Below are 17,845 nucleotides of genomic sequence, written 5' to 3'. Positions count from 1 at the left end.
CTTGCTCTGTCAATTCACTGTAACTTGGGTTTGGCGTGTTGCTGTCTGCTGGAGTGATCTTGTCCCATGAACCATCTGGGTTCTGGTCTTTTTCTTCACCATTGACACCAACTTGAACGTTGATTGGGTTTTCTCCTGGCTGTGTCTGGTCAGAAGCTTGCTCGTTATTTTCATCACCTGGAGTAATCACTAACCCATTATCATTAGCATTTTCAGAATGTCCATTAACTAATACATCAACAGTCACTGGTGTCTCTAGAGATGGATCATCGATTGTCACTTCAATTGGGCCATCAACGTTCTCACTTGGAGTAACTAACACATCGCCATTGTCGCTAATATCTACTGTAATTTTTTGTCCATCTTCATCTGTCGCTTTAACAACTGTATCACTACTTACGTTATTTACTTTAATCCCAGTTGATTGTGGAGAATCAATCGGATTAACGGCCACAACATTCGAAGTATCAACCGTGACACCTTCAGTAATGGTCACTTTAGCTATAGTTGAGGCATCACCATTCGGTGTGGTGTACACGACATTAATGTAATAGTCACCTGCAGCTTGCCCTGTTATATCTAAATCTAATGAGCCGTCTGTATTGACTTTGACCCAATCAGGTACATTTTCTCCTGCACTAAACACTGTCCCTGCTGGAGCAGTATTCCCACTTAAACTTGTTGGTGGAGCAATTTGCACGCTATTTTCAGAAGAATTAACCACAGTTTCCGCATAACGTAAAGTTCTTTCAAGAGAGAATGTTGGAAGGGCAGAGAATGCAACTGTCCCAGGAATAATCGTCCCATCTTGTAAGGAAGAATACGATGTGAATGGAAGTAAATCAGTATTATCCCCTACTTTAAATATGATATTTCCATCTTCCATTACTTGAATAATATCAGTGATATCTTTCTTAAACGGAATAACAAGGCGAACTACGGTTGGGTTTTGAGCCCCATTGATATTTAGAGCATCATCAGCAAAGTTGCGATATGAACTACCTTCAAAAGTAGCCACTCCCTCTTCATTTAGAGGGGAGGTCATCTTTAATTGATTAGGATAAAATGTTCTATCTACTCCATTCGAAAAACTATATGGGAGCCAATGTAATTGTACTGAATCAACATATGGCAAAAGTTCTGGCGTAGTCTTTACACTGAAATTGGTCTGATCCATATCTCTAGTGTGAGGAACTCCTGTATTCTTCTGCATATGATGATCTAAAATAAGCGCACCATAGTCCCCAATAGAAGGATCATATGTCAATATTGCAGAGGAGTTTTTGTATAACTCTGTGTATTGACTATTTTCCGTAAATTCTCCAGGACTTTGTTTGTCATCCGTTACAAATATACCAAGTGTTTCTGAATCTGATATAATCTTGCTATCGGTAGGATCAAATAAGAAAGCACGATATCCATATAAAGGCGTAATATTTTCGCCTAAGTTAAATACATTTTCTACACTTGTATCGAATGTAATTTTTCCCAATGTATCAAATGATCCTAGTGCAGAAACTGCGATTATTCCGCCGTTAATCCTCAAAAACGGTGTTTCCCATACATTTGATGACTCACCATTTTCATACGTAACATTGTTCATAGTATTTTGAGAACTTGAATTAACTTTATTGATCGTAATAGTGTCAATATGAGCGGCAATATTCTCATCTATAACGAATCGAAGATTTTTATTACTAATGGATCCAGGTTTATAGAAACTTAGATTAAAATTAAGCTCATTTCCTTTTCGAACATCTTCTTCATAAACATTGTCAAAAGTCAGCGCCATATTTTGAACAGAATAATGCGACTTTTCACCTTCAGCAGATGTACCTAAGTCATTTCCGCCTATCGCCCTATTGACAGCATATCCTCGAATAGCTTCTTCCGGTGCTGATAGAGATACTGGAGACGTCTTTGGTTCCAGAATGGGTTGTTCAATCTGAGAGAAGGCAATATCATTCTTTTCATTCTTTGTAGATGATTCTTTATATTGATTATCTGTATCTTCTGTTACCGTATCAATTTCACTTGGATCTAAAGATAACAAGTTATTATCCGTACTTATATCTTTGTCGGATATATTTGCTATTTCCCCATTTTCCAATGTATTTGATTCTTTCGACAGATCACTTGTAGCCACGTCTGGTACCGGTGAAAGCTCATCTGCAGATACTCTATCTTGTTGACCTAGCAGAAAAGCCATTGAGACAGCAACAGAAACTACACCGACAGATAAACGTTTAATCGCATATTGGTGAACTTTTTCGCGTTGTTGTCGTTTACGCATAAGTTCGTTATTTTTACCGAACATAATATCTCCCCCTTATTTACATTGTATAAATAATATTTATACAATTCATTGTAACACGTTTCCTAAAAAATACTATAAAATATATAATACTAAAATGAATATCTTTTAAACATACGTCTCCAATCTTCTTTAATATAAGGTTAATATAAAAAACTCATTTTATGTATATTTAACGGTAACATTTGAGACGCTGAGATCAAGATCATTGATGCCGTATGCCATCTGCGTTGGTGAACCTTTCATCGGTACGCTATCGATAATCATAATCGCATAACCGTCCGCCCAGTTTCCGAGGAAGTCGCTCGGTACTTCCCAATCGGTCTCTTCGAAATTAACATTGAAGTCCTGCACGGTGAGGCTGAGGTGTGCATTCAGTTCCGTGATGGTCTGGCCTGTGAGGTTAACCAGGACATAGGCGACCTGTGCTTCCTGCGTTGCTTCTTTTGGATAGGCTTCAACCGCAAAGATATTAATTTTTTCTTCTTCGAAGTATTCCTGATAGGTATCAACGAAGTTATCGATAAAGGTGATCACCTGGTCGACATCCTGCTTAGCGTAAGGGTTGTCGAGATTTTCCAATTCTTGGTTCTGGGAATAGGTCAGGGCTGCTTTGATTTCTCTGCTCATGTTTTCTCCTATCTAATCATCTAATCTGAGATCATCGTCGACACCGTAGCCATAACCGTAGTAGGAATGGCGGGCATTTCCAGTGGCACCGTTGTAGACGACGCCGAGGACTTCTGAATCAATGTTTTCGAGAACTTGCTTGGCTTTGTAGAGGTCGTGTTGTTTCGCGACCCCTTCTCTGATGACGAAGGCGACGGAATCGATACTGTCGCCGATGAGTTGTGCATCTGTGACGACGAGTACGGGCGGCGAATCCACGATCACGAGGTCGAACATGTTCTCTGCCTGCTGGATCAGCTGCGCCATGCGATCCGAACTGAGCAATTCAGCGGGATTTGATGGCACGGGTCCTGCTGGCAGAACGTACAGGTTCATTTCAGGAATATATTCGGTGACCGACATGAACTCAGTGCGCCGATCGATCAGTACGCCTGACAAGCCGGAAGTCGAGTGGATATCGAAGGTTTTGTGGGCGGTCGGCTTGCGCATATCTGCGTCGATGTAGAGTACGCGGAAGTGCTCAAGCTTCGCCATGGCGACAGCGACATTACTGGCGACCATCGACTTCCCTTCGTACGGTCCGGATGAGGTGAACATCACGGTGCGCGTCTGATTCTTCAACATGCGCTGTTTGATATTGGTTCGAATGGTACGGAACTGCTCGGCAATCACGCCGTTCGGTTCGGTATAGGTCATGAGCGCACTACCGAGATGTTGTTCGCGATTTTTGCGCTCGATATCATGTTCTTCGCGGTGAAACATGCCATCGCTCCTTTCGTTAGAATCTGCGTTTCGTTTCCGTATTATCTGTCATCGGCGGCAGATTACGTTTGAAACGTGTCAATTCAATTTCTTCTTTACTGATTTCTGGGATGACGCCGACGAGCTCCCATCCTAGGTCATTGACGATCGATTCGCTGTAGATGGCGTCATCACGCAACGCTTGAACGATGAGGACGATGGACATCACGATGATACCGAGTACCGTGCCGACAACAGCATATAGCCATGCGACTGGTGATATCGGTTCACTCGGCTTGCTTGCACGGGATAAGAGCTCCACTCGCGATACCGACAGTAAATTCGGTGCCGCGTCGATGAAGCTTTCCGTTAGCTGTTGATTCATTTCATTAGCGAGCTTCGGCGAACGGTTCTCCGTACTGATCGTGAGTATGCCCGTGTCCTCTGACGCATCGACTGCAATATCTTGACGAATGTCATCTGTCGCTGATAGCTCAGGAACCGCTTCGATCACGGGATCGAGAACGGTCGATGAGGTTAACGCCTCATGATACAGGCTCGTATTCTGTGCGTCACCTTCATGATTTACAATGATTTGTGACTGACTTTCATATTTTGGTGTAATAATCGCAAACGCTAGGACCAATGCCACGGTGAGTCCGAAGAGCCCACCTAAGAATGGCAATAGCCAGCGTGTTTTGAACGCACGTAGGATGCGTTCGAACGCGTTGGTACGATGTTTTTCATTCATACTTTTGATCGCTCCTCTTAATCTCCATCATAGCACATCCCCTATTTCTCATAAAACTGCTGGACATCAGAATTTCCCAAAGAAACGACGGCGTGCTTTGAGGTGATGGTTGGTAATGAACGGGTCCCCATTGAGTAACGCTTTATTGTTGAAGAGTAGATCATCGCGGTACGAGCGTCCGACGTGTCGATCGAGCCACTGCAGCACCTGACGATAATCAATCAATACTTTTTCTCCTGAAACTGAGCCTACTGTGTCGACCCAGTCATCCTTGAGCCAGCGCATGAGGCGCTTGGTTTGTTGTTTATCGAGAAGTGACTGTCCCGATACCATCAAGCGCACCCCGTGATCTCGCAAGTCGGCGATTCCCTGATCGTCCACTGCGGTTAATCGCTCCGGATTCACGAGTAGTGGAATCACATTGTGCTGTAACGGTTCGAATAGTCGATGCAGGAGTTCCGTTTCCGTAATATCTGTGGGTGCCTCCACCAGTAAATAATGTTGGTTCAAGTCGGCGTAGAGCATCTGATTTTCAAAAGTTCCAGCTGTTGCTTCGCTATCTAGGAACACTGTCTGTCCAGGATAAATAACGAGTGAGAACCCACGACGATCTAACATCTCCTGATACATCTGCGTCAACGCCTGCATGCGCTCTGGGAACATGACTTCAGCGGGATGTTTCGGTGCGACGAGCAGGTGCGTAACCCCCGCATTCTGCAACTGATTGGCACGCTGGAGCCATTGTGTTTCTGACATTGGATTGTTTGGTGTTAATAATTGAAAACATGGATCCACTAGCATCATTCGCACTCCTCTCTTCGTTAGTCGTCATCACCTCTGACGTCGATTAATTCATCGTCTTCATTATAACGTAACTTGAGATCAATCAGTGAATCATCTGTTACGAGTTGCTTCAAAAAGATACGATCTCCTTCCCACAGATTGAGCGAAGAAATCTCTGATTGTGGTACCCAACGCATGGTCCCCTCATTGTTTTCGATAACCTCTCGATCAGAGAGCTCGCCGGTGTAGAGGAACATATATGTGGTCGGATAGTTTGGATAGACAAATGTCACGACACCACGGAATTGTAAGCTCTTGGGTGTTTTACCGGTTTCTTCCTGAACCTCGCGGATCGCACAATCGATCGGACGCTCATCCGCTTCGAACTTGCCGCCGATACCGACCCATTTACCTTGATTGACATCGTTCTCTTTCTTGTTTCGGTAAAGCATGAGCACGTCACCTTGATTTTCGAGATATACGAGACTGGTTAGTAGCACGTGTGTTCCTCCTATTCAAAAAACGAACGCCATCTGGACGTCCGTTTCGTTGTTATTTGATGATTGTTCGTATGATTATTGGCCCTCGTAATTGGACATATCTGGCATGACGGTGAAGCCGAGTGTGCCGCGTCCGACGTGCAGACCGATGACGGGGTTCAACCATTCAATCGTGTAGTCGAAGTTATCCGGAAGTGCTTCTTGTAACTTCGCCTTCATCTCTTCCGCCCCTGCTTCGTTATCCGCGTGGAAGATTTGAATAGTGCCGCCGTTTGGGAACTGTTCAACATCTTCTTCGATCCACTGAATAATCTTCTTCATCGCGCGTTTTGTCGTGTGCGCCTTACCCGCGAGGTTCAAGCCACCGTCGTCCTCTGCTTTGATGAGTGGCACGATGCGCACTAAATTCCCTAAGAAACCGGCGAATCGACTGGCGCGACCACCTTTGACGAGATGGTTAATATTACCAACAATCGCCCATTGGTTCTGATGATCATCGAGCCAACGCATGCGCTGTTCAATCGTATCAACGTCCAAACCTTCGTCGATCGCTTCGAACAAATGCACAGCAACGTTAGTCGCACCATTCGCAACGGTACTCTTCACGATGACGCGCGTGTCAATCTTATCCGCATATTCCTGCGCCACATTTTGGAGCGTGTTCACCGTCCCACTCAATCCCGTCGTAATCACTGCGACGAATGCCGTATCGTAACCTTCCGCAACGAGATGGTCGTAAATGTCATAGAGATCCGGCAAGCGCACCTGCGAAGTGGTAGGCAGTTGTTCTGCTGCGTCGATCATATCGTAGAATTTCACCATTTCATCATCCGTGATTTGCTGGTTGATGGTCTTGCCATCCGCAAAGTTAATTGATAGGTAAAATCCAAAATGATCGTCACGCGATAAAATGCGTTCTGGTAATTCAAAAGTGCCATCTGTGAGTACTGCTGCTTTCACTTGCTTCATCTCCTCATGGTTAGAATAAACTATCATAGTCTATTCTAACCCAAAATAAAAGCGCGATACCAGTGTACCGCGTAGATTTTCATTATTTTTTTAAGAATTAGTCACCATTATAGATCGTTGGCACAATCATGTAGTCCACGTGGCGCAAGGCGTTGAGGTCGCGTCCACCAGAGTATGAAATACTTGATTGTAAGTCCTGCTGCATTTCTTCCAAGGTGTTGAAGACGCTACCGCGGCTCTTGATCCAGATTTTCTTACCTTCGACGTTTTTGTATTCGCCTTTTTGGAATTGACTGGCTGAACCGAAGTATTCTTTGTATTTTACGCCATCTTCTTCTTTTTCTTCACCTGGGGATTCAATGTGTCCGGCCAAGAGTGAACCGACCATAACGAAGCTGGCACCGAAACGAATACTTTTCGCGATGTCACCGTGTGTGCGGATACCACCGTCAGCGATGATTGGTTTGCGCGCAGCTTTGGCACAGAGACGAATGGCAGCTAATTGCCAACCTGCTGTACCGAATCCTGTCTTGATCTTTGTGATACATACACGACCTGGGCCGACACCGACTTTTGTGGCGTCAGCACCAGCGTTTTCTAACTCACGAACAGCTTCTGGTGTCGCTACGTTCCCTGCGATCACGAAAGTCTCAGGGAAAATTTCCTTGATGAACTTGATCATTTCAATCACACTGTCAGCGTGACCATGCGCAATGTCAATCGTGATGTAATCAGGAACTGCACCAGCATCTTTAATTTCTTGGATGGCTTCTCTTTCACCAGGTTTAACACCTACACTGATGGATGAAATCAAACCGCGTTCGTTCATGCGTTGAACGAACGGTAAGCGGCGTTCTGGATTGAAACGGTGCATAATGTAGAAGTAATTTTCTTCCGCTAACTTCTCAGCCAATTCTTCGTTCAATACCGTCTGCATGTTAGATGGTACGACTGGCAATTTGAAGGTGTGCTTACCGAGTGTGACGCTCGTGTCACATTCTTTACGGCTCTTTACAACACATTTTGCGGGTACGAGTTGCACCTGTTCGTAGTCAAAGGTTTCCATTAAATCTCTACTCCTCTTAACTAAATCCCAACGAAATTTGTGTCTTAGAAAAGGCACCGCTGACTATTGTAGACGGTTCGCTCTCTCGTGTCAATTCCGAACGTTCATCCGAACGTTCAGAAATAGAAAAATATTTTAGAAAGCGATTTATTGCTGTAGGATTAGCTATTGTACCGCTTTCACTGATGAGTGTATCGGTTGCGTAGCGACTGTAGCAGTTGATACTGGTATTGTTGATATGACAGTTCTTCGCAAACAAAAAATTCCCAGCTTTCACTGGGAATTGATTCTTATAAATCTTTAGCTTTCAATGCACTGATGACATTTTCTGGAATAGATTGTGTGAGGTCACCATCGAATATGGCGGTTTCCTTGACAATACTGGATGATAGGAAACGATATTTTGGATTCGCCAGCAAGCAGACGGTTTCGATATCCGGTGCCTGATGACGGTTAATTTCCGCAATACTCATTTCATATTCCAAGTCGACGGTGTTACGCACACCGCGAATGAGTGCTTTACAGCCGAGTTTACGCGCGACATTGACAGTCAGTTCACCCTGATCGAGCGTCTGCACCTTCACATTTGGATAGTCGGTGAGGTTCTCTTTGAAGAGTTCAATACGCTCTTCTGCTGTGAATAGCGGCTGCTTCGATGTATTCACTGCGACAGCGACAATCACTTCATCGAAGATTTCCGCTGCTCGCTCGATAATATCAATATGTCCAAACGTTGGGGGATCAAAACTACCGGCATAGAGGGCTTTAGTCATATGATTCACTCCTTAAGTGTTTCATTAGGTACTTGTTTCCTCATTCATTTTCCGCTTCCTGCGCGTCGTCTTCGCGCCAGGAGAGATCGAGTTCGATATCTTCCATCTCGTATTTCTTCTTCAGCTGTTCGAGTTGATAAACACCCGGAGAGACAGGCATTTCGTCACTCGTAATCTCACCGTCACCGTTACTATCAACGGCCGTCACATATTCTTCGTTATAAATCTCGTACTCTGGTGGATAGATGACGGCAGACTCTGACTTCGGCAAGCCAAGAACTTTGCGCAGATCATTTGAAATCTGTAGACGCTCGATTTCCGGTACGAAGAGATAGTATCCGAACGACAGATTGCGATCTTGGAAATTATCCATGACCTGATGTTCTGGCTGACGAATAGCCTCCATATAGTTGCTCTGCAGCTGAATCATATCCGGCACGCGCAGGTTGGTATAGAGGTTGCCTTCGAGTTTTTCGAGGATTTGGTCGTAATTGGTGATGGTATCCCAGCTGACCGCTTTATTGATCACAGCCTGCAAGACTTCCTGTTCACGCTTGCCGCGGCCGATATCGCCTTCTGGATCTTGTTTGCGCATACGCACATAGTTGATCGCATCGACCCCGTTGAACGTCTCCGTCTGTCCTTCGACAAATTCCGAGCCATCCTGTTCAAAGGTTATGGACGGTGTCAGTTCTACCCCGCCGATACTATCAATGACATCGATAAACGCCTGCATATTAACGGTGACGTAGTAGTCGATTGGCACATCGAGATAGCGTTGCAGGGAGTCGATCGAATCGCCGATACCACCATTCATATAGGCGTGGTTGACCTTATCGAATTCATCCGTCTGTCCCATGGGCACCAATGTGTCACGCGGCACGTTTACCATGAACGACTCATTCGTTTTTGGATTAATCGCAATTAGCACGATGACATCTGAACGCGCATCTTCATTATCTTTGTAGAACAATGCCCCATTATCGAGCCCTTCAACGAGAATGGTGATCGGTTCGCCGTTCGAGAGCTGTTCGTTGGCATCACGCAGACGGTTCGCTTCCGCACGCTGATAGATATTATTCCCAAACTGGAAAACACGCTGTGCCGCAAAAGTACCGAAACCAACCACGACGAGCAAGAGGATAATTAACAACCAGGCCCACCAACGCGGTTTCTTGCGTTTCTTGTGCGACTTTGCGTTCAAAGTCTCATTGGCGTAACGATGCGGTTCCGTGCGACGCGTGTAGTGCGTACTTTCCTGGGACTCATCTGTTGTCTGTTCATCAAATTGTTTGTCATCGTTATTTCTCATCTGTGTCTCTCCTACGCCTGATGCCTGTCAAGCGGTGTATTTTTAATGATTAATCAAAATTTAAATCAATCGACATATCTTCGATACCGAGTCCTTCATCGTCCGCTGCAAATTTCTGCATGGTTAAGATTTTTGGTTTGTCATCGGTAATGACCAAGGTGTGTTCGTACTGGCAACTCAAACTGCCGTCTTTGGTACGGGCCGTCCAACCATTGTCGTCGACTTTAGCTGGCCAGTCTCCCGTATTCAACATCGGTTCGACAGTGATCGTCATGCCTTTTTTGAGGCGTTGACCTTTGCCTGCTTCACCGTAATGCGGCACCATTGGATCTTCGTGCATCGTCGGTTGAATACCGTGTCCGACAAACTCACGCACGACGGAGAGGCCTTCGCTTTCGGCATATTCCTGAATGGCGTGACCGATATCCCCGACGCGGTTACCTGCTACACACTGTTCAATACCGAGGTAGAGACTCTTCTTCGTTACATCCATCAAGTGACGCACTTCTTCAGAAACTTCACCGACCGCATAGCTCCAACAAGAGTCTGCGAAGTAGCCATCAATCGAAATCACGGTATCCAATCCCAACAAATCGCCTTCCTTTAAGATGAAGTCTTTTTCTGGGAAACCGTGTGCGATCACATCATTCGGTGATGTACAGGTGGCGTACGGATAACCTTCGAAGTCGATCTGTTCTGGAATCGCACCTGCATCGCGGATCAATTTTTCCATGTGGTCATTCACGTCCATCGTACTGATGCCCGGACGAATGAAATCACGCATTTCTTCATGGATCTGTGCGAGAATGCTTCCTGCTTTATTCATACCTTCGATTTCACGATTTGATTTTAAGGTTATCACGTCTAACGTCCCTTTCTTTGCTTTTGAACTATTTTACATTAATTTTTTATTGTGTCATTTAAAATTAGGCATATATAGTGTTATTTTAACTTTTTTTAAAGATTTTTCCAATATTGCCGGGTACTGTTGGCAACCTTTCAGAAAACTTTTACTTTTATTCTTGTACATTCTAATATAATATAGTTTATTAATCGTAATATTGGACGCAGGCGCTTGCGTGTGATATTGCGTTAAAGAAAGTAGGTTAATTTATGGGAAAACAGCAAAAATTAGAACAGGTTGCTTACTTTTATATCAAAGAGCAAATTTTGAACGGTACATGGGAGAGCGATGATCACATCATTGAATCATCCATCTCAAATGTACTAGATATCAGCCGCAGTCCGATTCGTGCGGCGCTCGCGGTACTCGAAAAGGAGGGCGTCGTATCCTTTATCCCTTACCGCGGTTACTACGTGGCGGAAAATGTCGATATGACCGATGATATCGGCTTCTATCTCGTCTACTCTCTCGTCCTCTGGTACCGTCTCACAGATACCTTGCAGAAGCGTCATGTCTCACACTTGGCGAAACGAGAACGCACCGATCAGTTGATTCAGTTGATCGCTGAGACGATTCCGGAAAACGATGCAGAAGCTTTTAGAACGAATGTTGAACATTTATTAACGCACTTACTCTCACATGCTGAGAAACCATTGTACGTCGACACATTATTGCGTAACTATCAACGTATTAGTGACCATCTCATTCCAGAAGATCGTGCCACCAGTGATGAACAGCTCCACCATTTATTGGTCCGCGAATTCATCACATTCAGTAATATTGCGATCCTCTTTAAAGAGAATCGTTTCATTGAAACACGCGTGTTAGTTGAGCTATTAATTCGTTTCTTCGCCGGACAATTACTCGACAAAGGACTCATCAGCCAGCAATACAGTCCATACACTATTCACTAAATGTGATAAAAAGATTCCTATTCCTAATGAAATAAGGTATTCTGAAAGGCAAAGGAGGCACTCGTTTCACATGAACGCACTAATCGTCTATGCCAGCATGACCGGTAATACGGCGGAGGCCGCCGACGTCATTGCTGAATCACTTGAAGATCAGGACATCGACGTTGAAGTTGTTGAAGCACTCGATGCAGCCGGTGAAGATTTCTTAAATTACGATCTCTGCTTCGTCGGAACTTACACGTACGGCTCCAATATCCCAGATGATCTGATGGATCTCTACGATGACCTGGAAGCTATCGATCTCTCCGGTAAAGTCTTCGCGACATTCGGTTCTGGAGATCATGAATATGAAGATTTCTGTCAATCCGTCCTTGACTTCGATGCACGTCTCGAAGAAACCGGCGCGACACGCGGTAGTGAGCCTGTCACCGTCGAACTCGAAGTGACGAAAGAAGATATCGAACCACTCGAAGCGTTGGCCGATCATTCTATTGAACAGGCACGCGCCCTCGGAATTGACTAATTGAACGCGCAAAGGAAGAAGGAATACCTATGAAACAATTTGAAGCATTACTCGAAAAATACGCCCGTCTCTTAATCCAAAAAGGGCTACAGGTGCAACCGGGTGAGAACGTGATGATTTACATCCAACTCGACCAACTCCCGCTTGCTCGCCTCCTACAACGTGAAGCTTACAAAGCTGGTGCTAAACGCGTACACTTCACATGGCAGGATGACGAATTGAACCACACCGCCTTTGAATATGCGGAAGCGGACGTACTCAGCGAGTACCCTGAATACAAACAGATGGAAGACGAAGATCTCATCAAAAACCAAAAGATTTCTCGCCTCTCTGTCGTTTCAAACGACCCTGACATTATGTCCGATATCAATACGGATAAATTATCTCAGGTTAACCGCGCGCGTGCGAAAAATAAACGTCTCATCCAAAACGCAACGATGAACGACGAAGTCAAATGGACAGTCGCAGCGGCTGCTGGTTATGGTTGGGCGAAACACGTCTTCCCAGAACTCGCGAATGAACCAGAGAAATGTGTGGATGCGTTATGGGATCAGATCTTCACGACCTGTCGTGTTTACGAAGAAGATCCTGTGGCTACTTGGGATGCACATCGCGACGCATTGGAAGAACGTGCACAGAAATTGAACGACATCCAGTTCGACAAGCTACACTACATGGGACCAGGCACTGACTTCACGGTTGGTTTACCAAAAGACCACATCTGGATCAGTGCTGAAAGTATCAGTAAACAAGGCGAAACCTTCATCGCTAACATGCCGACTGAAGAAGTCTTCACGGCACCCGATACGCATCGCATGGAAGGCAAGATTGTTTCTACAAAGCCACTCTCTTACCAAAACCATACGATTGAAGGGATTGAAGTTCACTTCCACGACGGTCAAATCACTGAAATCTCTGCCGAACGCGGTGATGCACTGATGAAACAGCTCGTTGCGGATAACGACGGGGCGCGCGGATTGGGTGAAGTTGCCTTAGTGCCACATCACTCACCAATTTCACAGAGCGGTGTCACCTTCTACAACACCCTCTTCGATGAAAATGCCTCCTGCCACATCGCGATCGGTGCTGCTTACCCAACCACTGTCAAAGGTACAGAGAACGATGATGACGAAACGTTACTCTCCAAAGGAATCAATGTTTCCGATGTTCACGTTGACTTTATGGTTGGCTCAGGCGAACTAGACATCGACGGTATCACCAAAGACGGCGAAGTGAAACCAATCTTCCGTAAAGGTGAATGGGCATTCTAGATTAGAAAAATTTAACCAAACGAAAAAGACTGCTGAGCGCGTCATGAAGCGCTTCGCAGTCTTTTTTTGATGCATTGTTATTTAATTAGTTTACCGCTTTGATGAAGCGATCCAAACCTGCTTGACCGTCGTCGTCCTGTTTGAAGACACCGGCATCGCTTAGGATACGGACGAAGGTTTTACCGACCTGTGCATCGACATAACTCTTCGCATCCGTCTTGTCATCATAGCCCGGTTTGATTTTTTCTGCCCAGTCACGATGTTTCTCAGTGACTTCACCGAGTGAGATCTGACCGGTGAGGTAATCCTGAACGGTTTCTAGTTCTAGAATCAAACGCGGTGGTAGGATCGCAAGTCCCATAACTTCGATCAGTCCGATGTTTTCCTGTTTGATGTTCTGTACATCTGGGTGTGGATGGAACATACCGTCTGGGAATTCTTCGGTCTTGCGGTTATTGCGGAGCACGAGATCGATTTCGTACGCCTCTCCTTTGCGACGCGCGATCGGCGTGATGGTATTGTGTGCCTCATCCGTCTGACTCAAGATGTCTAAGGATTCATCGCTGTAATCACGCCACGTACGTAAAATTTTGTCTGATAATTCGACGAGTGCTTCACGATCTGTTGAACGTAAGCGAATCGTTGTCATCGGCCATCTCACGACACCTGCTTCGATCTGATCAAAGCCTTCAAAATGAACGTCACGCGCAATTGGTGCTTTTTCCATGGCGAACGTATGACGTCCACCCTGATAGTGATCATGTGCCAAGATAGACCCACCGACACCTGGTAAATCCGCATTAGAACCGACGAAGTAATGTGGTAATTTGTCGAGAATGCCGAACAGATTTGCGAAAGTCTGATGGTTGATCGCCATCGGGACGTGTTCTATATTCAAGAAAATGCAGTGTTCATTGTAGTACACGTACGGTGAATACTGCATGGCGTACGTCCCGGCACCTAAGTCAAAACGAATCAGACGGTGATTCTGACGCGCTGCATGGTCGACACGACCACGGTACCCCTCATTCTCTAGACAGAGCACACATTCCGGGTAACCGCTCGACTTCGCAGATTTTGCCGCTTCGATTTCAGCCGGTGTTTTTTCTGGCTTAGAGAGGTTAATAGTGATTTCGATATCGCCATATTCCTTGTCGTTATAGACGTATTCGATATTTTTGGCAATACGACGCGTCTTAATATAGTCACTATCACTCTGAATGTGGTAGAAGTAATCCGTCGCCTCTTCTGGACTTTCATCGTACAAACGCCAGAATTCCTTGTTAACTTCGGAAGGCTTTGGCAACAAGATATCCATCACGGCGGCTTCGAAACGTTCGACTTCATCCGTACGATCTGAAATCATGCCTTTTTCCTGAGCGATTTCACGCAGGCGATCCATACGATCGAGCAGGGAACCCGCTTTGTGGTTTACTTCAACCGTGTTGTCATAGCTATCTTCATCGAGCAACGCTAATAAACGATTCTGCACGTAAATGCGATCCATCTCATCGATACGCTGTTCCGTGATGGCTTGCTGTACAAAATCTGCAATGGCTTGTGATACATTCATACTTTTAATGATGCCTCCCTTTTAGGCTTTCACAGCATGTGCGTTCGCACCGTTACCGATCGCTGCCACATAGAATGCCGCTTCGTAGCCGATCGTATCGACGTATGCTTTTTGAATGTTGGCTTTGACTGCTTCTACATCGTCTTTGTTAACCAAAGCGATAGCACAGCCACCCATCCCAGCACCAGTCATACGCGCACCGAGAACGGCAGATTCTTTCCAAGCGGCTTCAACTAAAGTATCCAATTCGATACCAGTCACTTCGTAGTCATCACGCAAGCTCTTGTGGGATTCATCCATCAAGTGTGCGAACCCTTCCAAATCATCGGCACGTAATTGTTTAACCGCATCAACTGTCCGTTGGTTTTCATATACCGCATGTTTCGCGCGACGTTCTAAAGTGTCGTCGCCGATCAAATGACGGCTCTCTTCAAATTGTTCCGGTGTCAATTCACCGAGTGATTGAATGTCCAATTCTGACTGCAGACGCTTCAATGCTTCTTCACACTCACTGCGACGTTGGTTGTATTTGGAATCGCTAAGCTCACGACGCTTGTTGGTGTTCATAATCAACAAGATATTGTTTTTGAAGTCAGCCGGTACTTTTTCGTATTCCAACGTATTCGTGTCTAAGAATAACGCGTGATCCGTTTCACCCATACCGACAGCGAACTGATCCATAATTCCGGAATTTACACCGATAAAGTGGTTTTCCGTCTGCTGACCGATCTTGATCAAGTCTAATTGCGAAACGTCCAAATCGAAGAGTTCGCGAACCAAGACACCCACTAACAATTCGAGCGATGCAGATGAGGACAAGCCTGCACCATTTGGAATATTACCGGAAATCGCCATGTCAAAACCTTCGTCGATCGTGTAGCCTTTTTCGTTGAGGAAGTGGATCATTCCTTTAACGAAATTCGTCCAGCCATCTGCTTTTTCGAATTTTAATTCGTCGAGGTCGAAAGAAATGATGCCTTCTGCTTCAAAGTTTGTGGAGTAGCAGTTCACCTTACTGGAACCATTCTTCGCAACCACACCGTAAGTACCGTTCGTAATTGCGCTTGGGAACACGTGACCACCGTTGTAATCTGTGTGTTCACCGATCAAATTCACACGTCCTGGCGCAAAACCAACCTCTTCAATCGCGCGGTCGAATTGCTCCTGGAATACCTCTTTTACCATTGTTTCGATATCTGCTGCCATATTGGTACATCCTTCCTGTTGATATTAACAGATTCATTATACTATGGATTCGAACAGCTTTGAACACTATCATTCGTTAGTTATAGGAAAAGTGTGTGCAATCTATGCTAAACTACCTATAAATCGTATAGAGAGGATAACAATTATGAAATACAGCATTCATTCATTCGGTGACTACAATGGCGAGTACTATGAAGAAATCCAAATCACCAACGATCACGGACAGACGATCGGTTTTTCCAATCTCGGTGCGCGTATCACTCGCTGGGATGTCCCTTCAACTACTGGTCAAACCGAAAATATTATTCTGAGTTACGCTGATGCCCGAGACGTCTTTGAAAATCATGACTTCTACTACGGCGCAACCGTTGGACGTGTCGCAGGACGCATTGCTGATGCCTCATTCGACATTGACCATAAACATTATGAAGTCGATCGAAACGACGGTAATAACCAAAATCACGGTGGTCAGAATGCGATGGATATTGCTAAATGGGCTTACACGATTTCTCAAAATAATGATGACGCGATTGCAGTAACGTTCGATCATACCGATCCAGCTGGCTACAACGGCTATCCTGGTAATCTTCATGTTCAAGTAACCCATCGTTTTGACAACGAAAATCGTTGGACAGTGGCATATAAGTCTTCTACTGATGAACCAACATTATGTAATTTGACAAATCATGTTTACTTTAACTTGAATGGTGATAATCAGGCACCAATTACAAACCATGTACTGGCCGTTGACGCACGCCACTATCTTCCGATTCGAACCGATAGTATTCCAACTGGCGAACTTGCGCCCGTAGAGGACTGTGCTTTTGACTTATTGCACGGGATTCGTTACTCCGATGTGCTCGGTCGCTTCCTCGATAGCGATTTACACATGACGAGTGGTTTCGATCATCCGTGGTTACTCACACATCGTCATGATACGGTAGCATCTGTGACTTTGCCTGAACGTCATCGCAAGATTGCTGTCGCTACAGATCAACCAAACTTAGTCATTTATACGCATAATGCTGATGAACCATCGCACCCATTGCAGTCACGTTCTTCCAGTCGTTATGCGGGATTGACCTTCGAAACTCAGATTGCACCAGATGCCGTTCATCAGCCATCATTTGGTAATGTTATCCTCTATCCAGGAGAAACCTACCAACAAAACACCTCATTCGCTTTCAGTGAAGTTTAATACTTAATATCAGATAGCGTCAGTGCCTATATTATATAGATGGCACTGATTTTTTATTTCTGCCGTTAATGGTTAATTTATGAAATACAAAAAAAGAGCACTCCACTGAGTGCTCTTTTATCATGTGCACGGCAACGTCCTAGTCTCACAGGGGGAAACCCCCAACTACCTTCGGCGCTAAGAAGCTTAACGGCTGTGTTCGAGATGGGAACAGGTGGATCCTTCTTGCCATCGTCACCGCACATTTTCATGAGCGTTATTCGCTCAAAACTGAATCAATCAACTACGCGAACCATTTCGTATCATCATTGCTTATCCGTTGGATAAGTCCTCGAGCGATTAGTACTTGTCCGCTTCATCTGTCACCAGACTGCCACTCCAAGCCTATCAACCTGATCGTCTCTCAGGGCTCTTACT

At 45.1% G+C, this 17,845-nt stretch carries 17 protein-coding genes and 2 rRNA genes; 4 read left to right on the top strand and 15 right to left on the bottom strand.

Annotated features, from left to right (window positions below):
* From ACWOEX_RS06585 to map, 11 genes are all read right to left on the bottom strand, one after another.
* Positions 1 to 2,317 (bottom strand): YSIRK-type signal peptide-containing protein (locus ACWOEX_RS06585; RefSeq protein ID WP_455298761.1); only part of this gene is annotated, 2,317 nt, incomplete at its 3' end.
* 159 nt (positions 2,318 to 2,476) lie between these two features.
* Positions 2,477 to 2,944: a hypothetical protein gene (locus tag ACWOEX_RS06580; RefSeq protein ID WP_455298760.1), complete on the bottom strand. Its 468-nt coding sequence runs from the start codon at positions 2,942 to 2,944 to the stop codon at positions 2,477 to 2,479.
* A 12-nt stretch (positions 2,945 to 2,956) separates the two neighbouring features.
* Positions 2,957 to 3,706 carry a CpsD/CapB family tyrosine-protein kinase gene (locus tag ACWOEX_RS06575; protein ID WP_455298759.1) on the bottom strand — a complete coding sequence of 250 codons (750 nt, stop codon included), beginning with the start codon at positions 3,704 to 3,706 and terminating at the stop codon, positions 2,957 to 2,959.
* Between the two features lie 16 nt (positions 3,707 to 3,722).
* On the bottom strand, positions 3,723 to 4,436 hold the full coding sequence (locus ACWOEX_RS06570) for a YveK family protein (protein WP_455298758.1): 714 nt from the start codon (positions 4,434 to 4,436) through the stop codon (positions 3,723 to 3,725).
* Positions 4,437 to 4,502: 66 nt separating this feature from the next.
* Complete coding sequence (locus tag ACWOEX_RS06565) at positions 4,503 to 5,240, bottom strand: CpsB/CapC family capsule biosynthesis tyrosine phosphatase (RefSeq protein WP_455298757.1); 738 nt, start codon at positions 5,238 to 5,240, stop codon at positions 4,503 to 4,505.
* A 17-nt stretch (positions 5,241 to 5,257) separates the two neighbouring features.
* On the bottom strand, positions 5,258 to 5,719 hold the full coding sequence (locus ACWOEX_RS06560) for an NUDIX hydrolase (protein ID WP_455298756.1): 462 nt from the start codon (positions 5,717 to 5,719) through the stop codon (positions 5,258 to 5,260).
* A gap of 75 nt (positions 5,720 to 5,794) precedes the next feature.
* Positions 5,795 to 6,679, bottom strand: coding sequence for a DegV family protein (locus tag ACWOEX_RS06555; protein WP_455298755.1), 885 nt, complete (start codon positions 6,677 to 6,679; stop codon positions 5,795 to 5,797).
* 106 nt (positions 6,680 to 6,785) lie between these two features.
* Positions 6,786 to 7,754: a GMP reductase gene (locus ACWOEX_RS06550; protein ID WP_455298754.1), complete on the bottom strand. Its 969-nt coding sequence runs from the start codon at positions 7,752 to 7,754 to the stop codon at positions 6,786 to 6,788.
* A gap of 290 nt (positions 7,755 to 8,044) precedes the next feature.
* Entirely contained in the window at positions 8,045 to 8,527 is a 483-nt protein-coding gene (coaD, locus tag ACWOEX_RS06545) for a pantetheine-phosphate adenylyltransferase (protein WP_455298753.1), read from the bottom strand.
* 40 nt (positions 8,528 to 8,567) lie between these two features.
* Positions 8,568 to 9,839 carry an LCP family glycopolymer transferase gene (locus tag ACWOEX_RS06540; protein ID WP_455298752.1) on the bottom strand — a complete coding sequence of 424 codons (1,272 nt, stop codon included), beginning with the start codon at positions 9,837 to 9,839 and terminating at the stop codon, positions 8,568 to 8,570.
* Positions 9,840 to 9,888: 49 nt separating this feature from the next.
* Positions 9,889 to 10,701 (bottom strand): type I methionyl aminopeptidase, encoded by an 813-nt coding sequence (map, locus tag ACWOEX_RS06535; RefSeq protein ID WP_455298751.1) that lies wholly within the window; start codon positions 10,699 to 10,701, stop codon positions 9,889 to 9,891.
* Positions 10,702 to 10,952: 251 nt separating this feature from the next.
* Here map and ACWOEX_RS06530 point away from each other — a divergent pair, with 251 nt between their 5' ends.
* The 3 genes from ACWOEX_RS06530 to ACWOEX_RS06520 all read left to right on the top strand — a co-directional run bounded on the left by ACWOEX_RS06530 (position 10,953) and on the right by ACWOEX_RS06520 (position 13,451).
* Entirely contained in the window at positions 10,953 to 11,657 is a 705-nt protein-coding gene (locus tag ACWOEX_RS06530; RefSeq protein ID WP_455298750.1) for a GntR family transcriptional regulator, read from the top strand.
* Between the two features lie 70 nt (positions 11,658 to 11,727).
* Complete coding sequence (locus tag ACWOEX_RS06525) at positions 11,728 to 12,180, top strand: flavodoxin (RefSeq protein WP_455298749.1); 453 nt, start codon at positions 11,728 to 11,730, stop codon at positions 12,178 to 12,180.
* Positions 12,181 to 12,203: 23 nt separating this feature from the next.
* Positions 12,204 to 13,451, top strand: coding sequence for an aminopeptidase (locus ACWOEX_RS06520; protein WP_455298762.1), 1,248 nt, complete (start codon positions 12,204 to 12,206; stop codon positions 13,449 to 13,451).
* A gap of 85 nt (positions 13,452 to 13,536) precedes the next feature.
* Here the strand turns inward: ACWOEX_RS06520 and ACWOEX_RS06515 are convergent, their stop codons facing one another.
* Both ACWOEX_RS06515 and ACWOEX_RS06510 read right to left on the bottom strand, forming a co-directional pair.
* Positions 13,537 to 15,024 carry a UDP-glucose--hexose-1-phosphate uridylyltransferase gene (locus ACWOEX_RS06515; RefSeq protein WP_455298748.1) on the bottom strand — a complete coding sequence of 496 codons (1,488 nt, stop codon included), beginning with the start codon at positions 15,022 to 15,024 and terminating at the stop codon, positions 13,537 to 13,539.
* Between the two features lie 21 nt (positions 15,025 to 15,045).
* Positions 15,046 to 16,230, bottom strand: coding sequence for a galactokinase (locus ACWOEX_RS06510; protein ID WP_455298747.1), 1,185 nt, complete (start codon positions 16,228 to 16,230; stop codon positions 15,046 to 15,048).
* Between the two features lie 145 nt (positions 16,231 to 16,375).
* On the opposite strand from ACWOEX_RS06510, the gene ACWOEX_RS06505 reads away from it, so the two are divergent.
* Positions 16,376 to 17,428: an aldose epimerase family protein gene (locus ACWOEX_RS06505; protein WP_455298746.1), complete on the top strand. Its 1,053-nt coding sequence runs from the start codon at positions 16,376 to 16,378 to the stop codon at positions 17,426 to 17,428.
* A gap of 126 nt (positions 17,429 to 17,554) precedes the next feature.
* Here the strand turns inward: ACWOEX_RS06505 and rrf are convergent.
* Both rrf and ACWOEX_RS06495 read right to left on the bottom strand, forming a co-directional pair.
* A 5S ribosomal RNA gene (rrf, locus tag ACWOEX_RS06500) occupies positions 17,555 to 17,670 on the bottom strand.
* Between the two features lie 77 nt (positions 17,671 to 17,747).
* A 23S ribosomal RNA gene (locus ACWOEX_RS06495) occupies positions 17,748 to 17,845 on the bottom strand; the annotation flags it as partial.

Source organism: Aerococcus vaginalis (genome assembly GCF_053762225.1).
Note: the sequence above shows the minus strand (reverse complement) of the source record. Positions and strands in the feature narration are given on the sequence as shown.